This is a genomic window from Photobacterium ganghwense (genome assembly GCF_017329545.1).
In the GTDB taxonomy this organism is placed as follows: Bacteria; Pseudomonadota; Gammaproteobacteria; order Enterobacterales; family Vibrionaceae; genus Photobacterium; species Photobacterium ganghwense.
Genome location: NZ_CP071325.1, coordinates 1153084 through 1175811, shown reverse-complemented (window position 1 = coordinate 1175811; position 22728 = coordinate 1153084). Strand labels below are relative to the sequence as shown.

Annotated in this window: 15 protein-coding genes; 8 read left to right on the top strand and 7 right to left on the bottom strand. The window is 51.7% G+C overall.

What is annotated here, in order from left to right; genetic code table 11:
* Window positions 1–15: 15 nt before the first annotated feature.
* The 3 genes from metG to FH974_RS05645 all read left to right on the top strand — a co-directional run bounded on the left by metG (window position 16) and on the right by FH974_RS05645 (window position 5438).
* Window positions 16–2070 (top strand): methionine--tRNA ligase, encoded by a 2055-nt coding sequence (gene metG, locus FH974_RS05655; RefSeq protein WP_207103556.1) that lies wholly within the window; start codon window positions 16–18, stop codon window positions 2068–2070.
* Between the two features lie 913 nt (window positions 2071–2983).
* The gene (locus FH974_RS05650) at window positions 2984–4324 is read left to right on the top strand and encodes a dicarboxylate/amino acid:cation symporter (protein WP_047883373.1); all 1341 of its coding nucleotides are present in this window, start codon (window positions 2984–2986) and stop codon (window positions 4322–4324) included.
* A 235-nt stretch (window positions 4325–4559) separates the two neighbouring features.
* Window positions 4560–5438: a hypothetical protein gene (locus FH974_RS05645; protein WP_207103555.1), complete on the top strand. Its 879-nt coding sequence runs from the start codon at window positions 4560–4562 to the stop codon at window positions 5436–5438.
* Between the two features lie 167 nt (window positions 5439–5605).
* On the opposite strand, the gene serS is transcribed toward FH974_RS05645, so the two are convergent.
* The 5 genes from serS to lrp form a co-directional block, all read right to left on the bottom strand.
* The gene (serS, locus tag FH974_RS05640; protein ID WP_207103554.1) at window positions 5606–6913 is read right to left on the bottom strand and encodes a serine--tRNA ligase; all 1308 of its coding nucleotides are present in this window, start codon (window positions 6911–6913) and stop codon (window positions 5606–5608) included.
* A gap of 127 nt (window positions 6914–7040) precedes the next feature.
* Complete coding sequence (locus FH974_RS05635; RefSeq protein ID WP_207103553.1) at window positions 7041–8381, bottom strand: replication-associated recombination protein A; 1341 nt, start codon at window positions 8379–8381, stop codon at window positions 7041–7043.
* A gap of 83 nt (window positions 8382–8464) precedes the next feature.
* A complete protein-coding gene (lolA, locus tag FH974_RS05630; protein ID WP_479724822.1) occupies window positions 8465–9079 on the bottom strand; it encodes an outer membrane lipoprotein periplasmic chaperone LolA in 615 nt (204 codons plus the stop codon).
* A gap of 55 nt (window positions 9080–9134) precedes the next feature.
* Complete coding sequence (locus FH974_RS05625) at window positions 9135–12734, bottom strand: DNA translocase FtsK 4TM domain-containing protein (protein WP_207103551.1); 3600 nt, start codon at window positions 12732–12734, stop codon at window positions 9135–9137.
* 311 nt (window positions 12735–13045) lie between these two features.
* Complete coding sequence (lrp, locus tag FH974_RS05620; RefSeq protein ID WP_036832575.1) at window positions 13046–13540, bottom strand: leucine-responsive transcriptional regulator Lrp; 495 nt, start codon at window positions 13538–13540, stop codon at window positions 13046–13048.
* A gap of 156 nt (window positions 13541–13696) precedes the next feature.
* On the opposite strand from lrp, the gene ald reads away from it, so the two are divergent.
* From ald to cydC, 4 genes are all read left to right on the top strand, one after another.
* Window positions 13697–14818 carry an alanine dehydrogenase gene (gene ald, locus FH974_RS05615; RefSeq protein ID WP_047883368.1) on the top strand — a complete coding sequence of 374 codons (1122 nt, stop codon included), beginning with the start codon at window positions 13697–13699 and terminating at the stop codon, window positions 14816–14818.
* A 226-nt stretch (window positions 14819–15044) separates the two neighbouring features.
* Window positions 15045–16007: a thioredoxin-disulfide reductase gene (gene trxB / locus FH974_RS05610; RefSeq protein WP_207103550.1), complete on the top strand. Its 963-nt coding sequence runs from the start codon at window positions 15045–15047 to the stop codon at window positions 16005–16007.
* 81 nt (window positions 16008–16088) lie between these two features.
* Window positions 16089–17861: a heme ABC transporter permease/ATP-binding protein CydD gene (cydD, locus tag FH974_RS05605; protein ID WP_207103549.1), complete on the top strand. Its 1773-nt coding sequence runs from the start codon at window positions 16089–16091 to the stop codon at window positions 17859–17861.
* Window positions 17854–19575, top strand: a complete 1722-nt coding sequence (cydC, locus tag FH974_RS05600) for a heme ABC transporter ATP-binding protein/permease CydC (RefSeq protein ID WP_207103548.1) — start codon at window positions 17854–17856, stop codon at window positions 19573–19575. Before cydD ends, cydC begins: the two co-directional genes overlap by 8 nt.
* Before the next feature lie 81 nt (window positions 19576–19656).
* Here the strand turns inward: cydC and rimJ are convergent, their stop codons facing one another.
* Window positions 19657–20259 (bottom strand): ribosomal protein S5-alanine N-acetyltransferase, encoded by a 603-nt coding sequence (rimJ, locus tag FH974_RS05595; RefSeq protein WP_047883613.1) that lies wholly within the window; start codon window positions 20257–20259, stop codon window positions 19657–19659.
* 158 nt (window positions 20260–20417) lie between these two features.
* Between rimJ and FH974_RS05590 the strand changes: the two genes are divergently transcribed.
* Window positions 20418–20894, top strand: coding sequence for a methylated-DNA--[protein]-cysteine S-methyltransferase (locus FH974_RS05590; RefSeq protein ID WP_047883364.1), 477 nt, complete (start codon window positions 20418–20420; stop codon window positions 20892–20894).
* A gap of 248 nt (window positions 20895–21142) precedes the next feature.
* Here FH974_RS05590 and tyrR read toward each other — a convergent pair whose 3' ends face one another.
* Window positions 21143–22678: a transcriptional regulator TyrR gene (tyrR, locus tag FH974_RS05585; RefSeq protein ID WP_047883612.1), complete on the bottom strand. Its 1536-nt coding sequence runs from the start codon at window positions 22676–22678 to the stop codon at window positions 21143–21145.
* Window positions 22679–22728 lie beyond the last annotated feature (50 nt).

The following is a 22728-nucleotide window of genomic DNA, read 5'->3' as shown; positions in this document are numbered from 1 at the left end:
GCGAAATAAGACACTATGGCTGCAAATCCAAGAAAAATTCTGGTGACCTGCGCCCTACCGTACGCTAACGGTTCGATCCACTTGGGTCACATGCTAGAGCATGTGCAAGCGGATATCTGGGTGCGCTATCAGCGCCTTCGCGGCAACGAAGTTCATTTCATCTGTGCAGACGATGCACACGGTACTCCAATCATGCTTAAGGCCCAGAAGATGGGTATGGAACCTGAGCAAATGATTGCCGAAGTGAGCAAAGAGCACCAGGCTGACTTTGCTGGCTTCGATATTAGCTTCGACAACTACCACAGCACGCACTCTGATGAGAACCGCGAGCTGGCGTCTTTCGTTTACACCAAACTGAAAGAAAACGGCTTCATCACCAGTCGCACCATTTCTCAGCTATTTGACCCGGAAAAAGAAATGTTCCTGCCGGATCGTTTCGTTAAAGGAACCTGTCCGAAGTGTAAGGCTGAAGACCAGTACGGCGACAACTGTGAAAGCTGTGGTGAAACTTACAGCCCGACTGAGCTGATCAATCCTAAGTCGGCAGTTTCCGGCGCAACGCCAGTAATGAAAGATTCTGAGCACTTCTTCTTCGACCTGCCTCAGTTTGAAGGCATGCTACAGGCGTGGACCAAATCTGGTGCCCTGCAGGAAGAAACCGCGAATAAAATGCAGGAATGGTTTGAATCCGGCCTGCAACAGTGGGATATCTCGCGTGATGCGCCATACTTTGGCTTCGAGATCCCAGGTGAAACCGGTAAATACTTCTACGTATGGCTGGATGCACCAATCGGCTACATGGGCTCATTCAAAAACCTGTGTGACAAACGCGGTGACCTGAACTTCGACGAGTTCTGGAACAAAGACAGCTCAACCGAACTGTACCACTTCATCGGTAAAGACATTGTTTACTTCCACAGCCTGTTCTGGCCTGCAATGCTGGAAGGTGCGGGTCTGCGTAAACCAAGCAATGTATTCGTTCACGGCTATGTGACCGTAAACGGTGCCAAGATGTCAAAATCTCGCGGTACTTTCGTTAAGGCCAGCACTTACCTGAAACACCTGGATCCGGAATGCCTGCGTTACTACTACGCGGCAAAACTGAACAGCCGTATCGACGACCTGGACCTGAATCTGGAAGACTTCACCCAGCGTGTTAACAGTGACGTGGTGAACAAGATTGTTAACCTGGCTTCCCGTAATGCCGGCTTCATCAGCAAGCGCTTTGACGGCAAGCTGTCTGACATTTGTGTCGAGCCAGAACTGTACGCAGAGTTTGTTGCAGCGTCTGACCGTATTGCAGAGCTGTACGAAACACGTGAGTTTGGCCGTGCTATCCGTGAAATCACCGCACTGGCTGACAAAGCGAACCAGTACGTTGACGAGAAAGCACCATGGGTTCTGGCCAAGGAAGAAGGCAAAGATCAGGAGCTGCAGGATGTGTGTTCTGTGAGCCTTAACCTGTTCCGTGTTCTGATGACTTACCTGAAACCGGTTATGCCAAAACTGGCAGAACGCTGTGAAGCCTTCCTGAATAACGCCCTGACATGGGAAGGTCTGGCACAACCGCTGACCAACCATGAAATCGCTAAGTTCAAAGCACTGTTCAACCGTATCGATCCTAAGTTCGTTGAAGCGATGATCGAAACCTCGAAAGAAGAAGCAGCAGCGGAAAAAGCGGCTGATGAAGCAGCGTCGGCTAAACCAGCCGCGGCGGGTGCACTGGCAGAAGAGCCAATCGCTGACGAAATCGAATTTGATGACTTCGCGAAAGTAGACCTGCGTATCGCCAAAATCATTGCGTGTGAAGCCGTGCCAAAAGCAGACAAACTGCTGAAGCTGCAGCTGGATCTGGGCGGCGAAACCCGTCAGGTCTTCTCAGGCATCAAGTCAGCTTACAGCCCTGAAGATTTGATTGGTAAGTACACTGTCATGGTGGCAAACCTGAAGCCACGTAAGATGAAATTCGGCATGTCTGAAGGCATGGTGCTGGCTGCTGGCCCAGGCGGTAAAGACCTATGGCTGCTTGAGCCGCACGAAGGCGCACAGCCTGGCATGCGCGTCATGTAAGTCGACGCCCGGTTACCTTTAACCGGTAACCTGTTGTTATGAACTATCGTTAAAAAAAGGAGCCTTCGGGCTCCTTTTTTATTCTCCCGCCATTTGTGCGGGCTTACTTATCCAAATCTGGCTTGCTGGCTCCTGTTAAACCTTAGAGCCACTCTAGCCCAAATGCTGCAGAGCTTTCGTTTCGCCCCTACGCAATCATTTCTGCATTGTGAGCCTTGAAGCTTCCCTTTCACTTCAACCCACCAGCATCAGCGAACACTGTATGTTTGTCTTTGTGCCTCGCGTATATGCGCTTTTTCGCTTTTTCGCTTTTTCGCTTTTTCGCTTTTGGGTATTTGCCGTCTGTCTGTATGTTGACCGCTAGCTTTTTTGCGACTTGATCGGTCGCGACCATAGTGACAAGGGCGCAGGTAGACTTTTTGATGCGTCCCTTTACACAGAAGGCTTCCTCTTAGTACACAAGTTTGCACACAAGAATAAGTATGCAACTTAGCGCGCAAAATAAATACGCCGCCGCCAAAACCTATTAAGTGAAGACAAATCCTTTTTAACCAATAAGTTACATATGAGCACTCGAATTCAGGAAGAGGCTATCAATATATGCTCTGCAAAAATGTTAACAGCGTAAAACTCTGAAACCGATCCTCATCACACCAAACCGCAAAAGCAACGTAAAAATTATCTTCAATCCAATTCACGACATAAAAATCGAGCTATTATTATCACCAAGGTTAAAATTTGGTTAAAAACATTGTTTTCAGCACTTGTCGTTATTGATAAAAGTGTGATCTAAAACATACCTTTGATTATTAAACAGCATTTTACTTCGCATTAACACCAGAACTGCTGTTAACCTGCTCCGCACTCTGACGAATGACTGACAGAGTGAATAATTATAAGGAGTGTTCTTTTCATGCAAACTCAAAAGAAAAAAATGTCCCTTACCGGCCGAGTCATTCTCGGTATGGTGCTGGGCATCCTGACCGGGTTTATTATTCGTTCCCTCTTTTCTGAAGATTCTTTTGTTCACGAATATATTGTTAACGGCCTGTTTGAGGTCGGCGGGGCTATTTTCATTGCCAGCCTGAAAATGCTGGTTGTGCCTCTGGTCTTTGTTTCTCTGGTTTGCGGTACCAGTACCCTGAAGGATCTCAGCACGCTGGGCCGTTTGGGAGGAAAAACGCTGGCCTTCTATCTGGCAACGACAGCCATTGCCATTACTCTGGCACTGGTAATGGGTAACCTGTTCCAGCCAGGGGCTGGTGCCGATCTGTCTGCGGCGACTACCTTTGCCGCGAAAGAAGCCCCATCACTGGGACAAGTTATTATCGGCATGTTCCCGACAAACCCAATCAGTTCAATGGCGAACGGTAACACACTGCAGATCATCGTATTTGCTATTCTGTTTGGTATTGCCATCAGTGCTGCGGGCGAAGCAGGGGAACGTATTGCCGGAGTTTTTGCGGACCTGAACGAAGTCATCATGAAGCTGGTTGCGCTGCTGATGCACGTGGCACCGTTTGGTGTGTTCTTCCTGATGGCAAAACTGTTCACAGGTCTGGGCATTGATGCAATCTTCAATCTGTTCGGTTACTTCCTGGTTCTGTCTTGTACTCTGCTGATTCACGGTCTGGTTGTTTACAGCTCAATGCTGAAGATCTTCTCTGGTCTGAGCCCGAAAATCTTCCTGAAGAAAATGGAAGATGCCATCATGTTTGCTTTCTCAACGGCTTCGTCTAACGCGACCATCCCGATCACGATGGAAACCGCGACTAAACGCCTGGGTGTCAGCAACCGTATCGCGTCATTCACTGTTCCTTTGGGTGCGACCATCAACATGGATGGCACTGCAATCATGCAAGGTGTGGCGACAGCGTTCATCGCACAGGCGTTTAACATCGATCTGACCATGAGTGACTACATGGCTGTGATTCTGACAGCGACTCTGGCATCAATTGGTACAGCCGGTGTGCCGGGTGTCGGCCTGATCATGCTGGCTATGGTGCTGAACCAAGTTGGCCTGCCGGTTGAAGGGATTGCGCTGATCATGGGTGTTGACCGTCTGCTGGATATGATTCGTACTGCCGTCAACATCACTGGTGACAGTTGTGTAACCTGTATTGTGGCTAAGTCTGAGGGTGAACTGGATCTGACCCGTTACCACAACCCGCATGCTGGCGAAAAAGAAGAAGAAGTTCATCTGCATCCGGCAACGGGTACACACTCTAAGCCAGCCTCACAGGGCGATATGTAACAGCAGTGCTCGGTAAGAGTTAATGACTCAGAGAAAAAGCTCCTTCGGGAGCTTTTTTATTTGCACTGAAAAGATCCATCGTTGCACCACTACAGTATCAATGCGTTATTTACTCCAATCACTCTGTGTTTTTCAGTTTTAATTCAATGAATTAAATAAAGTAAATCAGCCACTTTTCAGGCACATTACTTGCTGAACTGTCTCTTTAAGGCTTCATCGCGCCAAGGAGGCAGCAATGCTCTATGTTTTTTCCACACTCTTTGTTGTGGCGCTTGCGCTGGCTATTTACGCTTACCGTGCGAAGCAGACCCGTCTGATGCTGCAAAGCCGTTTTAATCAGGTGATTGGCTTACGCCAGTTGATTCATTTATTGCGATTTCACCGACGCCAGACCCACCAATGGCTGAATATTCATCTCAATACGACGACAGGCTCCCCTCCTGCGCAGCCGGAACCACCGGCTTTGGCAGAGAGCCGGGCCATCAAAAACCTAATCCAAAGCCTGACCAACCTGGCCGAACCGAGCAATCGCCCGATGTATCGCATTTTAGCTAAGCGGCTCCACAACCTGCTTGAGGAATGGCCCAGCTATTCGCTGCAGCGCAACCAAGTAGAACACGGCAAGCTTATTCGGCATGTTCTTTACCTGATTGACGATACCATCACACAGAGCCTGATTGCGGCCGAGCAGAATCATATCTTCAACCACTATCAGGCAGTATGGCCGGTGACTCTGAATGCAATCGACAGCCTGAGTCGCTTTCGCTACACCATTCATAACTTTTCGGTCGGTAGCCCTGCGATGGAAAGGGAATTACGTCTGCACCTGCAAATATTGAAACGTCGACTGGGGCAAATGACTCTGCCCATTCATGAGCCTGTCCCCCCACTGATACTGGATACCCTGTTTGGCCAGTTTGACGATATTCCGCTCTACGTTGCCGATGAAGACCAGGTTCGGGATGCACTCTACCAGTTCTCCCAGCAGGTATCAGACACACTGTTTCAACTGTTCGATAGCATGCTGGCGGAAATAGCCAATGAGGTCGAGGTCAAACTGCCCGAACTGCATCAACATCAGGGTACAAGTGTATTGCCCTTTAACCACCTATAACCGAGTTTTTGGCGATTCCAGCCAATAGGCCAGTGGTGTTAATGCTTCCTGTTAACGGGCACTAGGCAGAGCTCAGAAGAAGCGGTTCACAAACCACATTTCAGGCATAAAAAAACCGGCCATCAGGCCGGTTTTTAATGTTTAGGGAAGGATTAACTAAATTAATCTTAGCCAATGTGCGTCGCGCCACCCATGTACTTCTGCAGCACTGCTGGAATACGGATACGACCGTCAGCTTCCTGGTTGTTTTCCATGATAGCCACCATGGTACGACCTACTGCCAGACCAGAACCGTTCAGCGTGTGAACCAGTTCAGGTTTCTTCTCACCTTTACGGCGGAAGCGAGCCTGCATACGACGCGCCTGGAAATCCCACATGTTAGAACATGAAGAAATCTCGCGGTATGTACCCTGAGCAGGTACCCACACTTCCAGATCGTAAGTCTTACATGCGCCGAAGCCCATGTCGCCAGTACACAGCACGACTTTACGGTATGGCAGTTCCAGCAATTGCAGAACCTTCTCAGCATGGCCAGTCAGTTCTTCCAGCGCAGCCATTGAGTCTTCCGGACGGGTAATCTGAACCAGTTCAACTTTATCGAACTGGTGCATACGGATCAGACCGCGCGTATCGCGACCGTATGAGCCCGCTTCAGAACGGAAACATGGCGTGTGCGCCGTCATCTTCAGTGGCAGATCTGCCTCTTCAGTGATGGTGTCGCGTACCAAGTTGGTCACAGGCACTTCTGCCGTCGGAATCAGAGACAGTGTACGTGGCTCTTCATCATTCACTTTCTCAGTCAGTGGCTGAGCGTGGAACAGGTCTGCGCCGAATTTCGGCAACTGGCCAGTACCAAACAGGCTGTCTGCATTCACCAGGTACGGTACGTACATCTCGGTGTAGCCGTGCTCGTCAGTGTGCAGATCCAGCATAAACTGAGCAATCGCACGGTGCAGACGGGCAAATTGGCCTTTCATGACGATAAAGCGAGCACCCGAGATTTTCACCGCGCTAGCGAAATCCAGGCCACCACCCAGCTCACCCAGGTCAACGTGATCCTTCACTTCGAAGTCGTAAGTTTTTGGCTCACCCCAACGTGAAATCTCAACGTTATCTTCTTCGTCTTTACCTACCGGCACAGAGTCATCTGGCAGGTTAGGAACAGTCTGAGTAATGGTATCGAGTTCAGCTTGCAGTGCAGACAGGGCTTTCTTTGCTTCGTCCAGCTCAGAGCCCAGGTTACCTACTTCCGCCAGGATGCGCTCGGCTTCTTCGTGATCGCCCTTCGCTTTCGCTTGACCAATGGACTTCGATCGGGAGTTACGCAGTGCCTGCAGCTCTTCGGTTTGGACCTGAAGAGTCTTACGCTTTTCTTCTAAGGAACGAAGTAGTTCAACATCAAGTGTGAAACCACGGCGCGCTAATTTTTCGGCTGTTGCGTCCAGCTCAGTTCGAAGTAATTTAGAATCTAGCATGCTAATCCTGTGCTCATAACGATCTAAAATGCACATTATTTAGCCAATGCGATGGCTAAATAATTTTTGAATCATAATACGTTAGCGGCGCTAACGCTGATTTATCAACAATACCCAAAAAGCCCTATTATTGATAGCGCTTTGACGCGCTTTTTGCATCTAATGAAGCGAGATAATCTAACTTTTCGGCAATTTTGGTCTCAAGACCCCTGTTAGTCGGGTGATAGTAACGCGTCCCGGCCAGCTCCTGCGGGAAATAACACTCACCGGCCGCGTAGGCTCCGGGTTCATCATGCGCATACCGGTATTCCTGCCCGTAACCCAGTTCTTTCATCAGTTTGGTCGGTGCATTCCGTAAGTGATGTGGCACTTCATAGTCGGGATGGTTCGCCGCATCCTGCTTCGCCTGCTTGAAGGCGGTATAAACAGCATTGCTCTTTGGCGCACAGGCCAGATACACAATCGCCTGCGCAATGGCCCGTTCACCTTCATATGCCCCGACACGGGTAAAGCAGTCCCAGGCAGATACTGCCACCTGCATCGCACGCGGGTCAGCATTGCCGATATCTTCTGACGCAATCGCCAGCAAGCGGCGGGCAACATAGAGCGGGTCACATCCCGCCTGCAGCATCCGGGCGAACCAGTACAATGCACCGTCCGGGCTGGAGCCGCGGATTGACTTGTGGACTGCAGAAATCATGTCGTACCACAAATCCCCCTTGTTATCGAAGCGGGCAATCTTTTCGCCGGCGACCTCCGCCAGCAAGGCGAGCGTGATCTGCTTAACGCCTTTCTCATCTTCCTCGGCCATATCGATCAGCTGTTCAAGGTAGTTGAGGGACATTCTGGCATCCCCGCCGACCAGTTCAGCCAGACGCTCCTTCACGTCTTCGACAAAGTACAGATTGGTTTCGCTGATTCCGCGTTCTCTGTCAGCCAGCGCCTGTTCAATCACCGCGAGAATATCCGCTTTCTCAAGTGATTTGAGCTTATAAACACGCGCACGGGACAACAGCGCGTTGTTCAGCTCAAATGAGGGATTTTCCGTGGTAGCGCCAATAAACGTGACAGTACCGTCTTCAATATGCGGCAAGAACGCATCCTGCTGGCTTTTATTGAAGCGATGTACCTCATCCACAAACAAGATGGTGCGCCGTCCGGCCATTTTATTGTCACGGGCTTTATCAATCGCCGCACGGATGTCTTTGACCCCGGAGGTCACCGCAGACACCCGCTCGACCTCCGCATTGGCATAGTGAGCGGCGACTTCAGCCAGCGTGGTTTTCCCCGTACCCGGTGGCCCCCACAGGATCATTGAGTGAAGATGGCCGGCTTCCAGTGCACGACGGAGCGGTTTCCCTTCCCCCAGAATGTGCTTCTGGCCAATGTATTCCTGGACAGTACGTGGTCTCATCCGGGCCGCCAACGGGCGAAAATCCGATGAGAAATCAAGGCTGAAGTTATTCAAATGAACCACTCCTTAAAAACAAAATTAGGTGGCATTACACCACCTAAACATAATCATTGTAACGATGAGGGATATCTGGCGCCTTACTGGCGCTGATCATCCAATTCGACGCCTTTTGGCGGCGTAAAGGTAAACAGACTCGTCGCAGGCACCGTTTTGTTGAACTGGCTGAAAGCAAAGTTGCTGCGCTGGCCATCTTGCTCAATCACAGAGAAACTCCGCACTTCACCATTTTTAGCCACAGTCACAATAAACTTGCCCATTGATGAAGCACCGCTCTTCGGAGTCAGGGTGAACGTATCCACCGTTTGCGACACATTGTATTTCTGCCAGTCGGCAGCACTGTTTCGCGTTAACAGCACAAATGGCGTCTGTTCGGTCGCATCTCTGAGCCACATGGCTGTCACCTGCTCAATGAACGGGCTGTAATACCACAGTGTACGGCCGTCAGAAATCAGAATGTTTTCGTCTGGAGTCTTAGTATTCCAACGGAACAGGTTCGGGCGCTTGATCGCCACGTCGCCCTTGCCTTCAACCAGCACATCGCCATCAGGGCTGATTACTGTTTGTTTAAAGTTGGCCGTGAAAGCATTCACTTTTGCCAAGCGCGTGGTCAGCTCCTGCTGAGGCGTTGCCCATGCTTGCGCTGACAGCCATAACGGAGCAGAAACCAGCAGACTCAATGCGATTTTTTTAATCATTCGTGTTTACCTTATTATCGGCCCGCTGATACAGCAGGCCGTTTGTAATGGGTTAATCTCGAGGCGGTGGCGGCGGTGCCAGCACTTCGCGATTGCCGTTATGCCCCGGAGCACTGACAATGCCATGGGCCTCCAGCTGCTCGACAATACGGGCCGCACGGTTGTAACCGATCTTGAATCGACGCTGCACCCCGGATACTGAGCCGCGACGAGATTCAGCAACAAACTGCGCCACTTCGTCAAACAGCTGATCCAGGTCATCGTCTCCAGCCACCGGCGCTTCGCCCGGCAACAGGCCATCAGCCCCTTGATCTGTATCCAGAATCCCTTCGATGTACTGCGGTTTACCTCGGGCTTTCCAGTCGTTCACGACATTGTGTACATCGTCATCGGACGCAAAGGCACCGTGTACCCGAATCGGGTGGTTTTGTCCCGCCGGTAAGTAAAGCATATCACCCATTCCAAGCAGCGATTCTGCACCGCCCTGATCCAGAATGGTACGGGAATCGGTTTTGGTCGAGACCGTAAAGGCCATACGACTTGGAATGTTGGCCTTAATCAGACCGGTAATAACGTCAACCGACGGACGTTGCGTTGCCAGTACCAGGTGGATACCCGCAGCACGCGCTTTCTGAGCCAAACGAGCAATCAGCTCTTCCACTTTCTTGCCGACCACCATCATCAAATCAGCAAATTCATCAACGATAACCACGATGCTAGGCATTTTTTCCAGCAACGGCGGATACTCGTCCATGCTGTCACCCGGTCGCCACAGTGGGTCGTGAATTGGGTGACCAGCAGCAGCCGCTTCTTTCAGCTTGGCATTGAAGCCAGCCAGGTTACGCACCCCGCACGCGGCCATTAACTTATAGCGACGTTCCATTTCACCCACACACCAACGCAGCGCGTTCCCCGCGTCTTTCATGTCGGTCACAACTTCGGTCAGCAGGTGCGGAATTCCTTCGTAAATCGACAGCTCCAGCATTTTCGGGTCAATCATGATGAAACGACAATCTTCCGGCTTGCACTTGTAGAGCAAGCTGAGAATCATCACGTTCACCCCGACCGATTTACCGGAACCGGTTGTGCCGGCCACCAGCAAGTGAGGCATTTTGCTCAGATCTGCCACTACCGCTTCACCGGCAATGTCATAGCCCAGCACGATAGGCAGTGCGCCCTTCTTGTGCTGGAAGTTATCACTGGCGATCACTTCCGACATATAAACCGTTTCGCGGCTGACGTTCGGCAGTTCAAGGCCGACGTACGGTTTGCCCGGAATCACTTCCACAACCCGCACCGCAGAGGCAGACAACGCCCGAGCAAGGTCTTTCGCCAAACCGGAAATACGGCTGACTTTCACACCCGGCGCCAGATCCAGCTCGTAACGGGTAATAACCGGCCCTGGGTAAACCCCGACCACCTTCGCCTTGATCTTGTAATCCGCCAGCTTTGATTCAACCAGCATGGCCGTTTGCTTCAGTTCTTCCTCTGTTGCCGGCTGTACCGTCTGTCTTGCTGGTTGCAACAGTTCGATGGTTGGCATCGGCGTAGTCGGTACCGGTAAGTCCTCTTCCCGCTTCATCAGGAATGGATTATCCAGACCGGCTGCATGTGCCTGCGCTTTCTGGGCATCCCGGATTTTCTTCAGGAAAGCCTCTTCATCACTCAGATCAGCATCGCTTTGTGCATCATCGAAGTCGTCATCATAATCATCATCGCTGTCAACACTGGCATGTTGCTCTGCACGTTCCAGTTCAGACATCCCGTCCTGCACACCAATCTCGATCTCAGACGACGGCATCGGTGCTGCTGCAAACGATGTTTCCGTAACCGACTGTGTAGCTGTTGTAACTGGCTGGGTATGAACCGAGGATGAATATGCCGGTTCATTTTCCGGTGTATATACCTCTGACAGCGACTGAGACGGTTCCTGGTCCAGTTCAGGCTCGGAATATGAAGATTCGTTACGGGACTCTGGGTAACGGTGAGGCTCAGTACTTGGTTCAGAAGCCGACATTTCCGCTTCGCTGGCCTTCAGCAAAGCATCGCTATCTTCGACATACACCGTAAAGTTTTCATCTCTTTCGAGTTCACGCTCCAGATCTGCGATGGTCATCCCTTTCGCTTGCTGCGTGGGCTGCAGCGACGATGCGGATTCAATCACAGAAGTGGCAGTTGCGACGCCAGACGGCGAAACACCTGACTGCGAGGTATTTAGCTGCGGGGTATTTGGCTGTGCCGCACTCTGCGGCTGCGTATTTTGCAGAGACGCATTTTGTCGAGTCGCGCTTTGTTGAGCTGCACTTTGATGAGATGTACTTGGCTGAATTGCACTTGGTGCGGTTGAGGCCGACACAGTTTGAGGCTGCACTTGAGGCACAGCGGAAAGCCGTTCTGATGGACGTACCGGCTCAGGCGTTGCTACAGCCTGGCCGTGCGGATGCATTGCTTGCGGCTGCTGCATAGCAACGGGCTGAGATGACACCGGCTGAACCGGGCTCGGCGACGTATGCGTACCAGTCTGGGGCTGAGTTTGATGAGGCTGAGAAGCATTCACCTGAGCAGCATGTGTCTGAGGCGCATGTACCTGAGAAATCATAGTCTGAGGAGCGGTAGCCTGGGGAGCCTGAGCAACCGACGCATTCACCCCCTGAACCATTGCTGGTTGAGGCGCTTGCGCAGCCACTGCCTGTCCTGCACCCGGCTGTTGTGGCTGGACAGGCTGACGCAAGCGTCGCTCCGGCATCACAATCATAGGCTCAGAACCAGCACCGTGTTCCGCTTTCGCCGCCGGGGAAGACAACAAAGGATCTGCGGCTTGCCCCGGTTCACCAAATTGCGGCTCTTTTCGAGCGAAAACATGCCGATCTTCAGCCTGTTTTGCGGCCTTCGCAGCCTGAGCATCACTGCTTGATGCCAGCAGGACGTCATCAGCATCCGGCTCAGTGGCCATTTGCTGAATCAGCTGCTTACCAAATTCGGTCTGGTGCTCATCCGGAATATCAGCGGCAAACGGCGTCAGGGTTTCAGAACGGTCCGAACGTACCTTGTTCAGCATACCGGCCATCGATTTCAGGGTATTCTCCCCCAGAAAATCGACAATATTGAGCCAGGAAATACCGGTAAACAGGGTAAAACCGACAGCCCAGGCAAACATGAGTACCAGTGTCGCACCCAGCAGATTAAACAGCGGCAGCGCCATATTGGAGACTACATCGCCAATCACACCACCAGACGAGAAGTACCAGATGTCATCGAAGTTCAAATCCGCCAGACCGCAGCTGGCTACGAATAGTACCAGCAGGCCCAACAGACGCGTACCGTAAATCATGTAATCCAGCTTCAGAGGTTGTTCACGACGACGGAACAATACCCAGGCTGTAAGAATGATCACGGCCGGTAACGGATACGCTAACGAGCCCAAAGTAAACAGAAGGGTATCTGCCACCAGCGCTCCCAATGCCCCAGCTTTATTCTGAACCGGCCCTTCCCATGCGGTCTGAGACCAGGAAGGATCTGCCGGATTAAAGCTGAGCAAGGCGATCATGATAAAAATAGCAGCCAGAATGCCAACAATTAAGAAGCTTTCCAGTAAGCGCTGCCCCCCAGAAAGGCGAATGATAGGCTGCTTTTTGCCCTTAACTTTCCTCAAAAAACACTCCGATGTAACCACTAATAATGCACCTGAAAAATCGTTACCTGCATTCCTTATCAATGAAAAACACTCAATAAGTGAGCAGGTTGCCTATTATGCTGACAGTCGTCACTGGCTGTTCAGGCGCTATTGAATCTGTTGCCTTATCTTATACTAAATGCTGGCTGTTTTTGCCATTTTGAGAGTGGCGGAAGGTAAAGAGTTGGTGATTTTTTCAAAGGCTGTGCTGAAAATCCCAGCGCCAGATACAAATCAAGCGGCTCTGCAGCGGCCGCTTGATTTATCCTGTACTTCAAAACGCTGGTAAATTAGCGTGTTTTAATAACCAGGTTGTTGGTCTGCTTAACTTCTTCCATAACCACGTAGGTACGGGTGTCGTTAACGCCTGGCAGGCGAAGTAGGGTCTCGCCAAGTAGCTTACGGTATGCGGACATATCCGATACACGTGTTTTAAGCAGGTAATCGAAGTCACCGGAAACCAGGTGACATTCCTGAATGTCTTCCAGTTCCTGTACTGACTTATTGAATTGCTCAAACACGTCCGGCGCACCACGGTTCAGGGTAATTTCAACGAAAACCAGCAGTGAGGCATCCAGATATTGTGGATTCAATAATGCAGTATATCCGCTGATGTATCCCTGACGTTCCAGCCGACGCACACGCTCCAGACACGGTGTTGGAGAAAGGCCTACACGCTTAGACAGCTCAACGTTTGAAATACGACCGTCTTTTTGAAGTTCATTCAGAATGTTACGGTCAATGCGATCCAATTCCTTGGATGGTTTCTTTTTGGTATCTACCATTTTTTATTCCACCTTCTTACTTCCTTGCAAAAAAATATACTACATCTTTCTATTATTTAGAATCAAATACTCTGACAGTCAAACTATACTGCCATTAGATCTGCATTTACAACCTCATCAGTAGCCAATCATTCCAGATGCCAAGGGAGGTGAAGCATGATCATTGGCGTCCCTAAAGAAATCAAAGATCACGAATACCGTGTGGGATTAGTCACGAGCAGTGTTCGCGAGCTTACCTCGCTGGGTCATCACGTCCTGATTGAAACCCAAGCTGGGGCTGGCATCGGTTTATCTGATGCTGATTATGTAAAAGCCGGCGCTGAAATTATTTCTGACGCCAAAGAAGTTTTTACCAGATCAGAGATGATTGTCAAAGTAAAAGAGCCCCAGGCCGGAGAAAGATCTCTGCTCCGCGAGGGACAAATTTTATTCACCTATCTCCATCTTGCACCGGATTTTCCACAAACAAAAGACCTCATTAACAGCAAAGCTATCTGTATTGCTTACGAAACAGTCACTGATTCCTCAGGCAAATTACCGCTTCTCGCCCCCATGTCAGAAGTTGCCGGCAGAATGTCTATCCAGGCTGGCGCCCAAACCCTAGAGAATTCTCACGGTGGCAGAGGCTTGCTGCTCAGTGGTGTACCGGGCGTCGAACCGGCAAACATTGTGATTCTGGGTGGTGGCGTCGTCGGCTCAAATGCCGCCCGAATTGCGATGGGAATGCGGGCAAACATTACGCTGCTGGATCGTAACCTGGAAACCCTTCGGGCTCTGGATCAGGAATTTCAGGGCAAAGTCACCCTACTCTACTCAACGAATGAAGCGATTGACAAGCTCGTCCCTGAGGCAGACCTGATCATCGGAGCAGTGCTCATTCCGGGGGCCGCAGCTCCCAAGCTGATCTCTGCCGAGCATGTGAAGCGCATGAAACCCGGCTCGGCTCTGGTTGATGTCGCCATTGATCAGGGTGGTTGCTTTGAAACATCACACCCGACCACGCACACCGAACCCACTTATATAGTGGATGACGTTGTTCACTACTGTGTTGCCAACATGCCCGGCGCGGTGGCCCGTACTTCTGCTTTTGCCCTGAATAATGCCACTCTACCCTATGTCATTAACCTGGCTAATAAAGGATATAAAAAAGCCCTGCTCGACGATCCCGGATTCCTTGCGGGCATGAATGTGATGTACGGCAAAATCACCTGCAAGGAAGTTGCTGATGCCTTTAACCTGCACTATACCGATCCAACCGTGGCTATCAGCATGCATTAACCAGCAAGGATTGACGACCGACGGTACCGCTCATTTATAATCACAAAGAATTACTTATAAATATTTAATATATGAAAATTCACTTCCTGCCGGACGGAACCACAGGCAGGAAGCCACTTCTCCCCTCCCCACATTTAGCCTTCAGAAATCCCCCTTTCATTAGGCACGCAATTTACCTACAATCACCCATCACATAATAGAAATCTCATTTCAGCCTGGAGAAGTAATGAGTAACGTAAGACACAGCAAACTGCTCATCCTTGGTTCTGGCCCGGCGGGTTACACCGCAGCTGTCTACGCGGCACGCGCAAACTTGAAGCCAGTGATGATCACTGGTATGCAGCAGGGCGGCCAGCTGACCACCACAACCGAAGTTGAAAACTGGCCAGGCGATGCCGAAGGGTTAACGGGTCCAGCTCTGATGGAACGTATGAAAGCCCACGCGGAACGATTCGAAACTGAAATTATTTTCGATCACATCCAGGAAACTGACTTCAGCCAGCGTCCTTTCCGTCTGAAAGGCGACAATGGCGAGTACACCTGTGATGCGCTAATTATTGCTACCGGTGCGTCTGCGAAGTACCTGGGGCTGGAATCAGAAGAGAACTTCAAAGGCCGCGGCGTGTCTGCCTGCGCTACCTGTGACGGTTTCTTCTATCGCAACCAGAAAGTGGCGGTGGTCGGCGGCGGTAACACTGCCGTTGAAGAAGCCCTGTACCTGTCCAACATCGCGTCTGAAGTTCACCTGATCCACCGCCGCGACACCTTCCGTTCAGAGAAAATCCTGATCAAACGACTGATGGACAAAGTCGAGAACGGCAACATTTTCCTTCACACTGACCGCACTCTGGACGAGGTTCTGGGTGATGAGATGGGTGTGACCGGTGTGCGTATTAAAGATACCAAGTCTGATGCGACGGAAGAGCTGGAAGTGATGGGCGCCTTCATTGCGATTGGCCACCAGCCAAACACCAGCATTTTCCAGGGTCAGCTGAAGATGCATAACGGCTACATTAAAGTTCAGTCTGGCACAGATGGTAATGCTACCCAAACCAGCGTTACCGGTGTATTTGCTGCGGGTGACGTGATGGATCATACCTACCGTCAGGCCATCACTTCAGCCGGTACCGGCTGTATGGCGGCGCTGGACGCCGAGCGCTACCTGGACGCGCTGGAAGAACAACAATAATCTTTATCCGGCCACTCCTCCCGAGTGGCCGTTTTTCGCCTTCACCTTTAGCCGGCAGCTTATGCGGCGCAAGATTTTCTTATGGATAAACAACTACAACGCGATTTAACCAAATGGTTGAAATCACAGAGCAAACTGGCCAAACGCTGGCTCATGCTCAGTGTCGGCCTTGGTTTTCTGTCGGGGTTGCTACTCGTTGGCCAGGCGGCACTGCTTGCACATATCCTGCATCAGCTCATTATCGAGCACACAGACAAATATCAACTTGTCAGCAGCTTTGTCAGCCTTTTTGTGATTGTCGGCCTGCGTGCCTTTTGCAGCTGGGGCCGGGAAGTGGCCGGATACCGCTGTGGCGAGCAAATCCGTCTTCATATTCGTGAACTGATCCTGCAACGTCTTCAGGCGTTGGGGCCAGCATACATCAAAGGTAAGCCGGCCGGTGTCTGGGCCAGTCTAGTGCTGGAACAGATTGAAGAGATGCAGGATTTCTTCGCCCGCTATATCCCTCAGATGTCGATAGCCGTTCTGGTACCACTGGTCATTCTGGTGGCAGTATTCCCGCTGAACTGGGCGGCTGGCCTGATTTTCCTGATTACTGCCCCACTGGTTCCGATTTTTATGGCGCTGGTGGGACTGGGTGCCGCAGATGCCAACCGGCGCAACTTCAAAGCGCTGCAGCGTCTGTCCGGCCATTTTTATGACCGCCTTCAGGGATTGCAGACATTACGCTTGTTCAACCGGGCTGAAGCCGAGGCAGAAAACCTGCACGCGGCTTCCCATGTGCTGCGCAAGCGCACCATGGAAGTACTGCGGATGGCTTTCCTGTCTTCTGCCGTGCTGGAGTTTTTCTCTGCCATTTCCGTCGCGATTGTGGCTGTTTACTTTGGCTTTGCCTTTATCGGTGAGCTGAATTTCGGCCATTACGGCGTACCCATTACGCTGTTTACCGGCTTGTTTATTCTGGTGCTGGCACCGGAGTTCTATCAACCGCTGCGTGATTTGGGCACCTTCTACCACGCCAAAGCCCAGGCCATTGGTGCGGCGGAATCACTGGTGGAATTCCTTAACACCGAAGCCGATGGCATGAGCCAAGGGGATACAAACCTGGACTCACCGGAAACCATCCGGATCGAAGCGGAAAACCTGGAAGTGCTCAGTCCTCAGGGGCAAGTGCTGGCGGGTCCACTAAGCTTCGCCATTCAGGCGCATGAACAAGTGGCGCTGGTCGGACCAAGTGGTGCCGGTAAAACCAGCCTGCTCAATGCCCTTCTGGGCTTTCTGCCCTATCGCGGCAGCCTGAAGATCAACGGCAGTGAGCTGAGCGAACTGGATCACAGCCAGTGGCGTCAGGCCATCAGCTGGGTCGGTCAAAACCCTCTGCTACTGCACGGTACGGTGCGCGACAACATCACGCTGGGCAACCCGCTGGCGACGGATGAGCACATTCAGCAAGTGGCTAGACAGGCTTATGCTGATGAGTTTATCCAGCGTCTTGAGCATGGTTACCAGCATCCGGTTGGTGATCGCTCCAGCGGTCTGTCGGTCGGTCAGGCGCAGCGTATTGCCGTTGCCCGAGCCATGTTGCAAAGCGGTGCTTTCTGGCTGCTGGACGAACCGACAGCCAGTCTGGATGCCAACAGTGAGCATCTGGTACTGGAAAGTCTGAAACAAGCCACTGATGGCCAGACCACGCTGATGGTCAGCCACCGATTGGATCAACTGGCAGCCATGGACCGGGTAATGGTGATGGAAAACGGCCAGTTGGTACAAAACGGTCATTTTGATGATATTCGCCAGCACGGGTTGTTGGCGGATATGCTGTCTCACACCGATAAGAGGGATCTCGATGCGTGAATTAATCCCTTACCTGAAACTCTACCGTAAACACTGGTTCGGTCTGACTCTGGGGATGCTGCTGGGTCTAGCAACGCTGCTGTCGGCCATCAGCCTGCTGACGCTGTCCGGCTGGTTTATCGCCGCCTCCGCGGTCGCCGGATTGACCATTGCCCGTGAGACGTTCAACTACATGTTGCCGGGGGCCGGCGTTCGCGGTTTCTCAATGGCCCGAACGGCGGGGCGCTGGGGCGAGCGTGTGGTCAGCCATAACGCAACCTTCAAGCTGCTGGCTGATCTACGCCTGTTCTTCTTTCGCAAGCTAACCCCGCTGATTCCGGGTAGGCAGGCAAATCTGCGTGATGCCGATCTGCTCAACCGTCTGGTAGCAGATGTAGATGCCATGGACCATGTGTATCTGCGTCTGGTCAGCCCGTTAATCATCGGGGTTATCGGCCTGCTGGCGATTACCGGCTTTCTGGCCTGGTTCGATCTCACGATTGGCCTAACACTGGGTGCCATTCTGCTGACCCTGATGTTAAGCCTGCCGGTAATTTTCTACCGTCTGGGTAAGACCCACGGCCAATCTCTGACGCTGGCAAAAGCCAACTACCGCATACGCCTGCTGGACTGGATTCAGGGCCATGCTGAACTGCTGCTGTTCAATGCCGAAGAACGTTACTACCGTGAAGCTCTGGACGAGCAGGAAAGTCTGCTGGCCGCACAGCGCCGCATGGCTAACCTGACGGGTATGGCCAACGCCATACTGATGGCTGCCACAGGCTGGACACTGGTACTGATCACCTGGCTGGCGGCAGATGGCGTGCATGGTCAGGCACCGGATCCATTCGTTGCCATGATAGCCTTTGCAACCATGGCCAGTTTTGAGCTTATGATGCCGGTTGCTGGCGCGTTCCAGTATCTGGGACAAACCCTGACTTCTGCACGTCGTCTGAATGAGATCATTCAAGCAACCCCGGATACACCGTTTGACCCGAACGGGCACAGCGCGAACGTTCAGGGCACAATTACCATTGATGACATCGCTTACACCTATTACGGCAGTGATGAGCCTGTGCTTAAAGGCATCAGCCTGACGATTCAGGCGGGTGAGAAAGTCGCGCTTCTGGGACGTACCGGATGCGGTAAATCGACCCTGCTTCAACTGCTGACCCGGAACTGGGATCCGCAACAGGGACAGATCACACTGGATGGTGTGCCGCTGCCGCAATGGCAGGAAGCCGCTTTGCGCTGCGCCATCACCGTTGTCAGCCAGCGTGTGGACGTGTTCAATGGCTCATTGCGCGAAAACCTGATTCTGGCCAAGCCATCAGGCACCGATGAAGAATTCTGTGACGTGCTGGAAAAAGTCGGCCTGAGTGCACTGCTGAAAGGTAAAGGGCTGGATACCTGGTTAGGTGAAGGTGGCCGTCAGATTTCCGGTGGTGAACGCCGCCGTATCGGTATCGCCCGCGCGCTGCTGCACGATGCCCCGATTCTGCTGATGGATGAACCAACAGAAGGACTGGATCGCCGTACTGAACAACAGATCATGTCGTTGCTGCTGGAGCATGCAAAAGACAAGACGGTACTGTTCATTACGCACCGCTTGGTCGGTCTTGAGCAGATGGATCACATCTGTCTGATGGATGAAGGTCAGTTTATCGAACAGGGCCGCCACCGTGAGTTACTGGCTCAACACGGTCGGTATGCCGAATTGTGGCAACGTATTTAAACGCCGCTGCTAGGTAACCCTCCAAAAAAAGCGAGAGTAAATACTCTCGCTTTTTTTTTGTGTTTTTCTCTAGCTCATGCTTTAACTCAGCGGAGCAATCCAGGCATCGTTGATTTTTGCCGTCAGGATATGATCTTCCCACTGCCCATTAATCATCAGATAATCGCGTGCTTCACCTTCAATGGTAAAGCCACACTTCTTCAGAACCGCGGCGCTTCGGCCATTGCGCGGCATATAGGCTGCAATAATACGGTGCATATCCTGATCATCGAACATCCACTGATTAGTGGCCGCTAATGCACGGGGCATGATTCCACGTCCCTGATACCCTTCATCGAGTGAGTAGCCGACATGGCAGGCGAAAAACGGATATCTGACTACGTTGCTGTAGTTCACCACCCCACAAATTTCATCACTGTCATGCATCTGAATCACGAAGTAGAAAGCCATTTTATGCTTTTGCAACTGCACCAGTTGTTCCAGGCGGCGCTGCCAGCCGGACTCAGTGAAGAAGGCCTCTTCACGTACAGGTTCCCAAGGCTGCAGGTACTGGCGATTGCGCTGGTAATAGCGGGTAATCGCGGACAAATCCTTGGTGGTGATCAGGCGCACTTTGCCATCGTTGCCACCTTGGTCATCACTGATTTCGATCGTCGTCGCCCGACTGATAATTGAATGTAACAACAGCACTTCATCCTATGGCTATCTCAGATAGCTGAAACGTTAGCACAGGGGCACAACATTGACTATAAACTTATGGCAGGACAAAGATTTGGTCTTTTGTATCAACTATGCTTGTCAAATCAGCGCCCGCAGCGACGCCAACTAACACAGTGAAGACTATGTATTACGACTCTATCAACTCGGTACTGGGTAAGATATACCTGCTGGCTGACGAACAGGGGCTCCGACAGTTGATCCTTGCCAGTGACGGATTCACTCCCGACAGTCACTGGGAACATCACCCGGTTTTTATGGCACCTTATATCAAGCAACTGACCGAATATCTCTCTGGAAAACGTAAGACCTTCACCCTCCCCCTCGCCCCACAGGGTACCGATTTTCAACGCCAGGTCTGGCAGGCCATTAGCGATATCCCCTTTAACCATCATCGCTCTTACCAGGAACTGGCGACTCGCCTCAACCAACCGTGTGCCATGATGGCGGTCGGCATGGCGAAAAATGTCAATCCGATACCCATCATTATTCCCTGCCACCGGGTGAAATACGAACACAGCAAGCAGTGCTCCTGCCGGTACGGGAAAGGGTTTATCGACCAGCTTCAGGCACTGGAAAAAGGGGAAGTCAGCCTGATTTAGACTGCGTCCATCAGTTATAGCGTTTTATCGCAGATTGGCTTTTCACCCGCGGTCAGCGCTACATTCTGCGGACAGAGAGTCTTTGAAATTGAGAGGTTTGAGATTGAGAGGCTGGGAAGCTGGGAAGCTGGGAAGCTGGGAAGCTATTAGGCCCAAAAAAAACAAGGAGGCACCATGGCCTCCCTGTTAAATCACCGATTAAGTCGTTAGCTAGCGAGCTGCACCCTCGCAACGCCTTAAACTCTCTCTTAGTGTTTGTTGATTCCGTATTCACGCAGCTTGTTTGCTACAGCCGTATGCGAAACCCCGAGGCGCTTCGCCAGTTTCCGGGTAGACGGATAGCTGCGATACAGGCTGGTCAGGATCCCGGACTCATAACGCTTCATAATGTCATCCAGCGAACCGTCCAGCGTTTCTTCACTGATGACCGTCGTGGACTCATTTTCCGGTAACTGGACATCTTCCACCCGCATCTCACCGCTATCCAGTTGAGTCATGGCCCGGAACAAGACATTGCGCAGCTGACGGATGTTACCCGGCCAGGCGTACTGGCTGAGATATTGCGCGACCTCCGGCGAGATGGCCGGTTTGGCCTGTTGCAGTTCCTGAGCAAACTGAGACAGGAACAGCTCGGCCAGTGGCACAATATCAGCTGTCCGCTCACGCAGTGGCGGCACCACCAGCGACAGGACGTTCAGGCGATAGTAAAGATCCTCACGGAACTGTGCGGCAGCCACCAGATCCGGCAGCTTCTTCTGGGTCGAGCAAATCACCCGGACGTTAACCCTCACTTCCTTCTCTTCACCGACACGGCGGAAACTGCCGTCCTGCAGGAATCTGAGCAGTTTAATCTGCAGGTGCTCTGACATTTCCCCGACTTCATACAGAAAAGCCGTACCGCCATCAGCCTGTTCAAAAATCCCTTTCTTGCCCGGCTCCGTGGCCGTTGCCGCCATACCGAACAGTTCAGTTTCCGCAGCATTGTCAGGCATCGACATGCAGTTCACCAGCAGGAACGGATTATCACGGCGCAGGGAACGCTGATGGCAGGCGCGTGCCAGCATTTCTTTTCCGGTACCGGTTTCGCCCTGAATCAGTAACGGCGCATCCAGCATCGCCAGTTTCTTGGCTTGTGATATCAGCTGCTTAAAACGTGAAGACTGGCCGACCAGATGCTCAAAGCCGTTATCACCGCTGAGCTGGCGCATAGCCAGTGGCATTTTGGCTTCAGACAGGGATTTCAGCAATATCACCGCACTGGCAAGCACCTGCTCTTCACTTTCGTCAGCCACATAGACTGGCATCACTTCCATGACGTAGTCCATACCCGCCAGCACAATCAGCTCACTGCGTTTCCCGGCGCTCTCTTTTTCCAGCCACTGGTGGACGTTAAAGCCGAGCAGCGCATGGATATTTTCGCCCACAATCTCATTGCGGCTTTTGCCCAGAACCATTTCAGCAGCATCGTTGGCCAGATCAACTTTCCCCTGCAAACTGATAGAGAAGAACGGATCCGGCAGAGCTTCAAGCAGCGCTTTCAGCTCTTTGTGCTCACGTTCAGTCGGCATAAACTGAATTTTGCGAACATCCGTCACCCCGTCCAACTGACGAATCTGTGACATCAGCTGACTGAACTGCTCGAATTCAATTTCAGGGCAATTGAGGTAAATGATCCCTACCCGATCAATTTCAATCCCACGTAAGTCAATTTTCCGGCTGCTCAAGATATCCAGCAACTCACGGGTTATACCAAGTCGGTCTTCACAAAAGACTTGTAGCCTCATATTCTTCTCTTCCAAGGTGTCAGGAATTGTTGACACCATGAAGTTTGCGT

Bases quoted from the DNA above. Each gene is read 5' to 3' on its own strand.
- trxB (WP_207103550.1), top strand. From the start codon at position 15,045: ATGAGTAACGTAAGACACAGCAAACTGCTCATCCTTGGTTCTGGCCCG.
- serS (WP_207103554.1), bottom strand. From the start codon at position 6,913: ATGCTAGATTCTAAATTACTTCGAACTGAGCTGGACGCAACAGCCGAA.
- FH974_RS05590 (WP_047883364.1), top strand. From the start codon at position 20,418: ATGTATTACGACTCTATCAACTCGGTACTGGGTAAGATATACCTGCTG.
- FH974_RS05645 (WP_207103555.1), top strand. From the start codon at position 4,560: ATGCTCTATGTTTTTTCCACACTCTTTGTTGTGGCGCTTGCGCTGGCT.
- metG (WP_207103556.1), top strand. From the start codon at position 16: ATGGCTGCAAATCCAAGAAAAATTCTGGTGACCTGCGCCCTACCGTAC.
- tyrR (WP_047883612.1), bottom strand. From the start codon at position 22,678: ATGAGGCTACAAGTCTTTTGTGAAGACCGACTTGGTATAACCCGTGAG.
- cydC (WP_207103548.1), top strand. From the start codon at position 17,854: ATGCGTGAATTAATCCCTTACCTGAAACTCTACCGTAAACACTGGTTC.
- lrp (WP_036832575.1), bottom strand. From the start codon at position 13,540: ATGGTAGATACCAAAAAGAAACCATCCAAGGAATTGGATCGCATTGAC.
- cydD (WP_207103549.1), top strand. From the start codon at position 16,089: ATGGATAAACAACTACAACGCGATTTAACCAAATGGTTGAAATCACAG.
- ald (WP_047883368.1), top strand. From the start codon at position 13,697: ATGATCATTGGCGTCCCTAAAGAAATCAAAGATCACGAATACCGTGTG.
- FH974_RS05650 (WP_047883373.1), top strand. From the start codon at position 2,984: ATGCAAACTCAAAAGAAAAAAATGTCCCTTACCGGCCGAGTCATTCTC.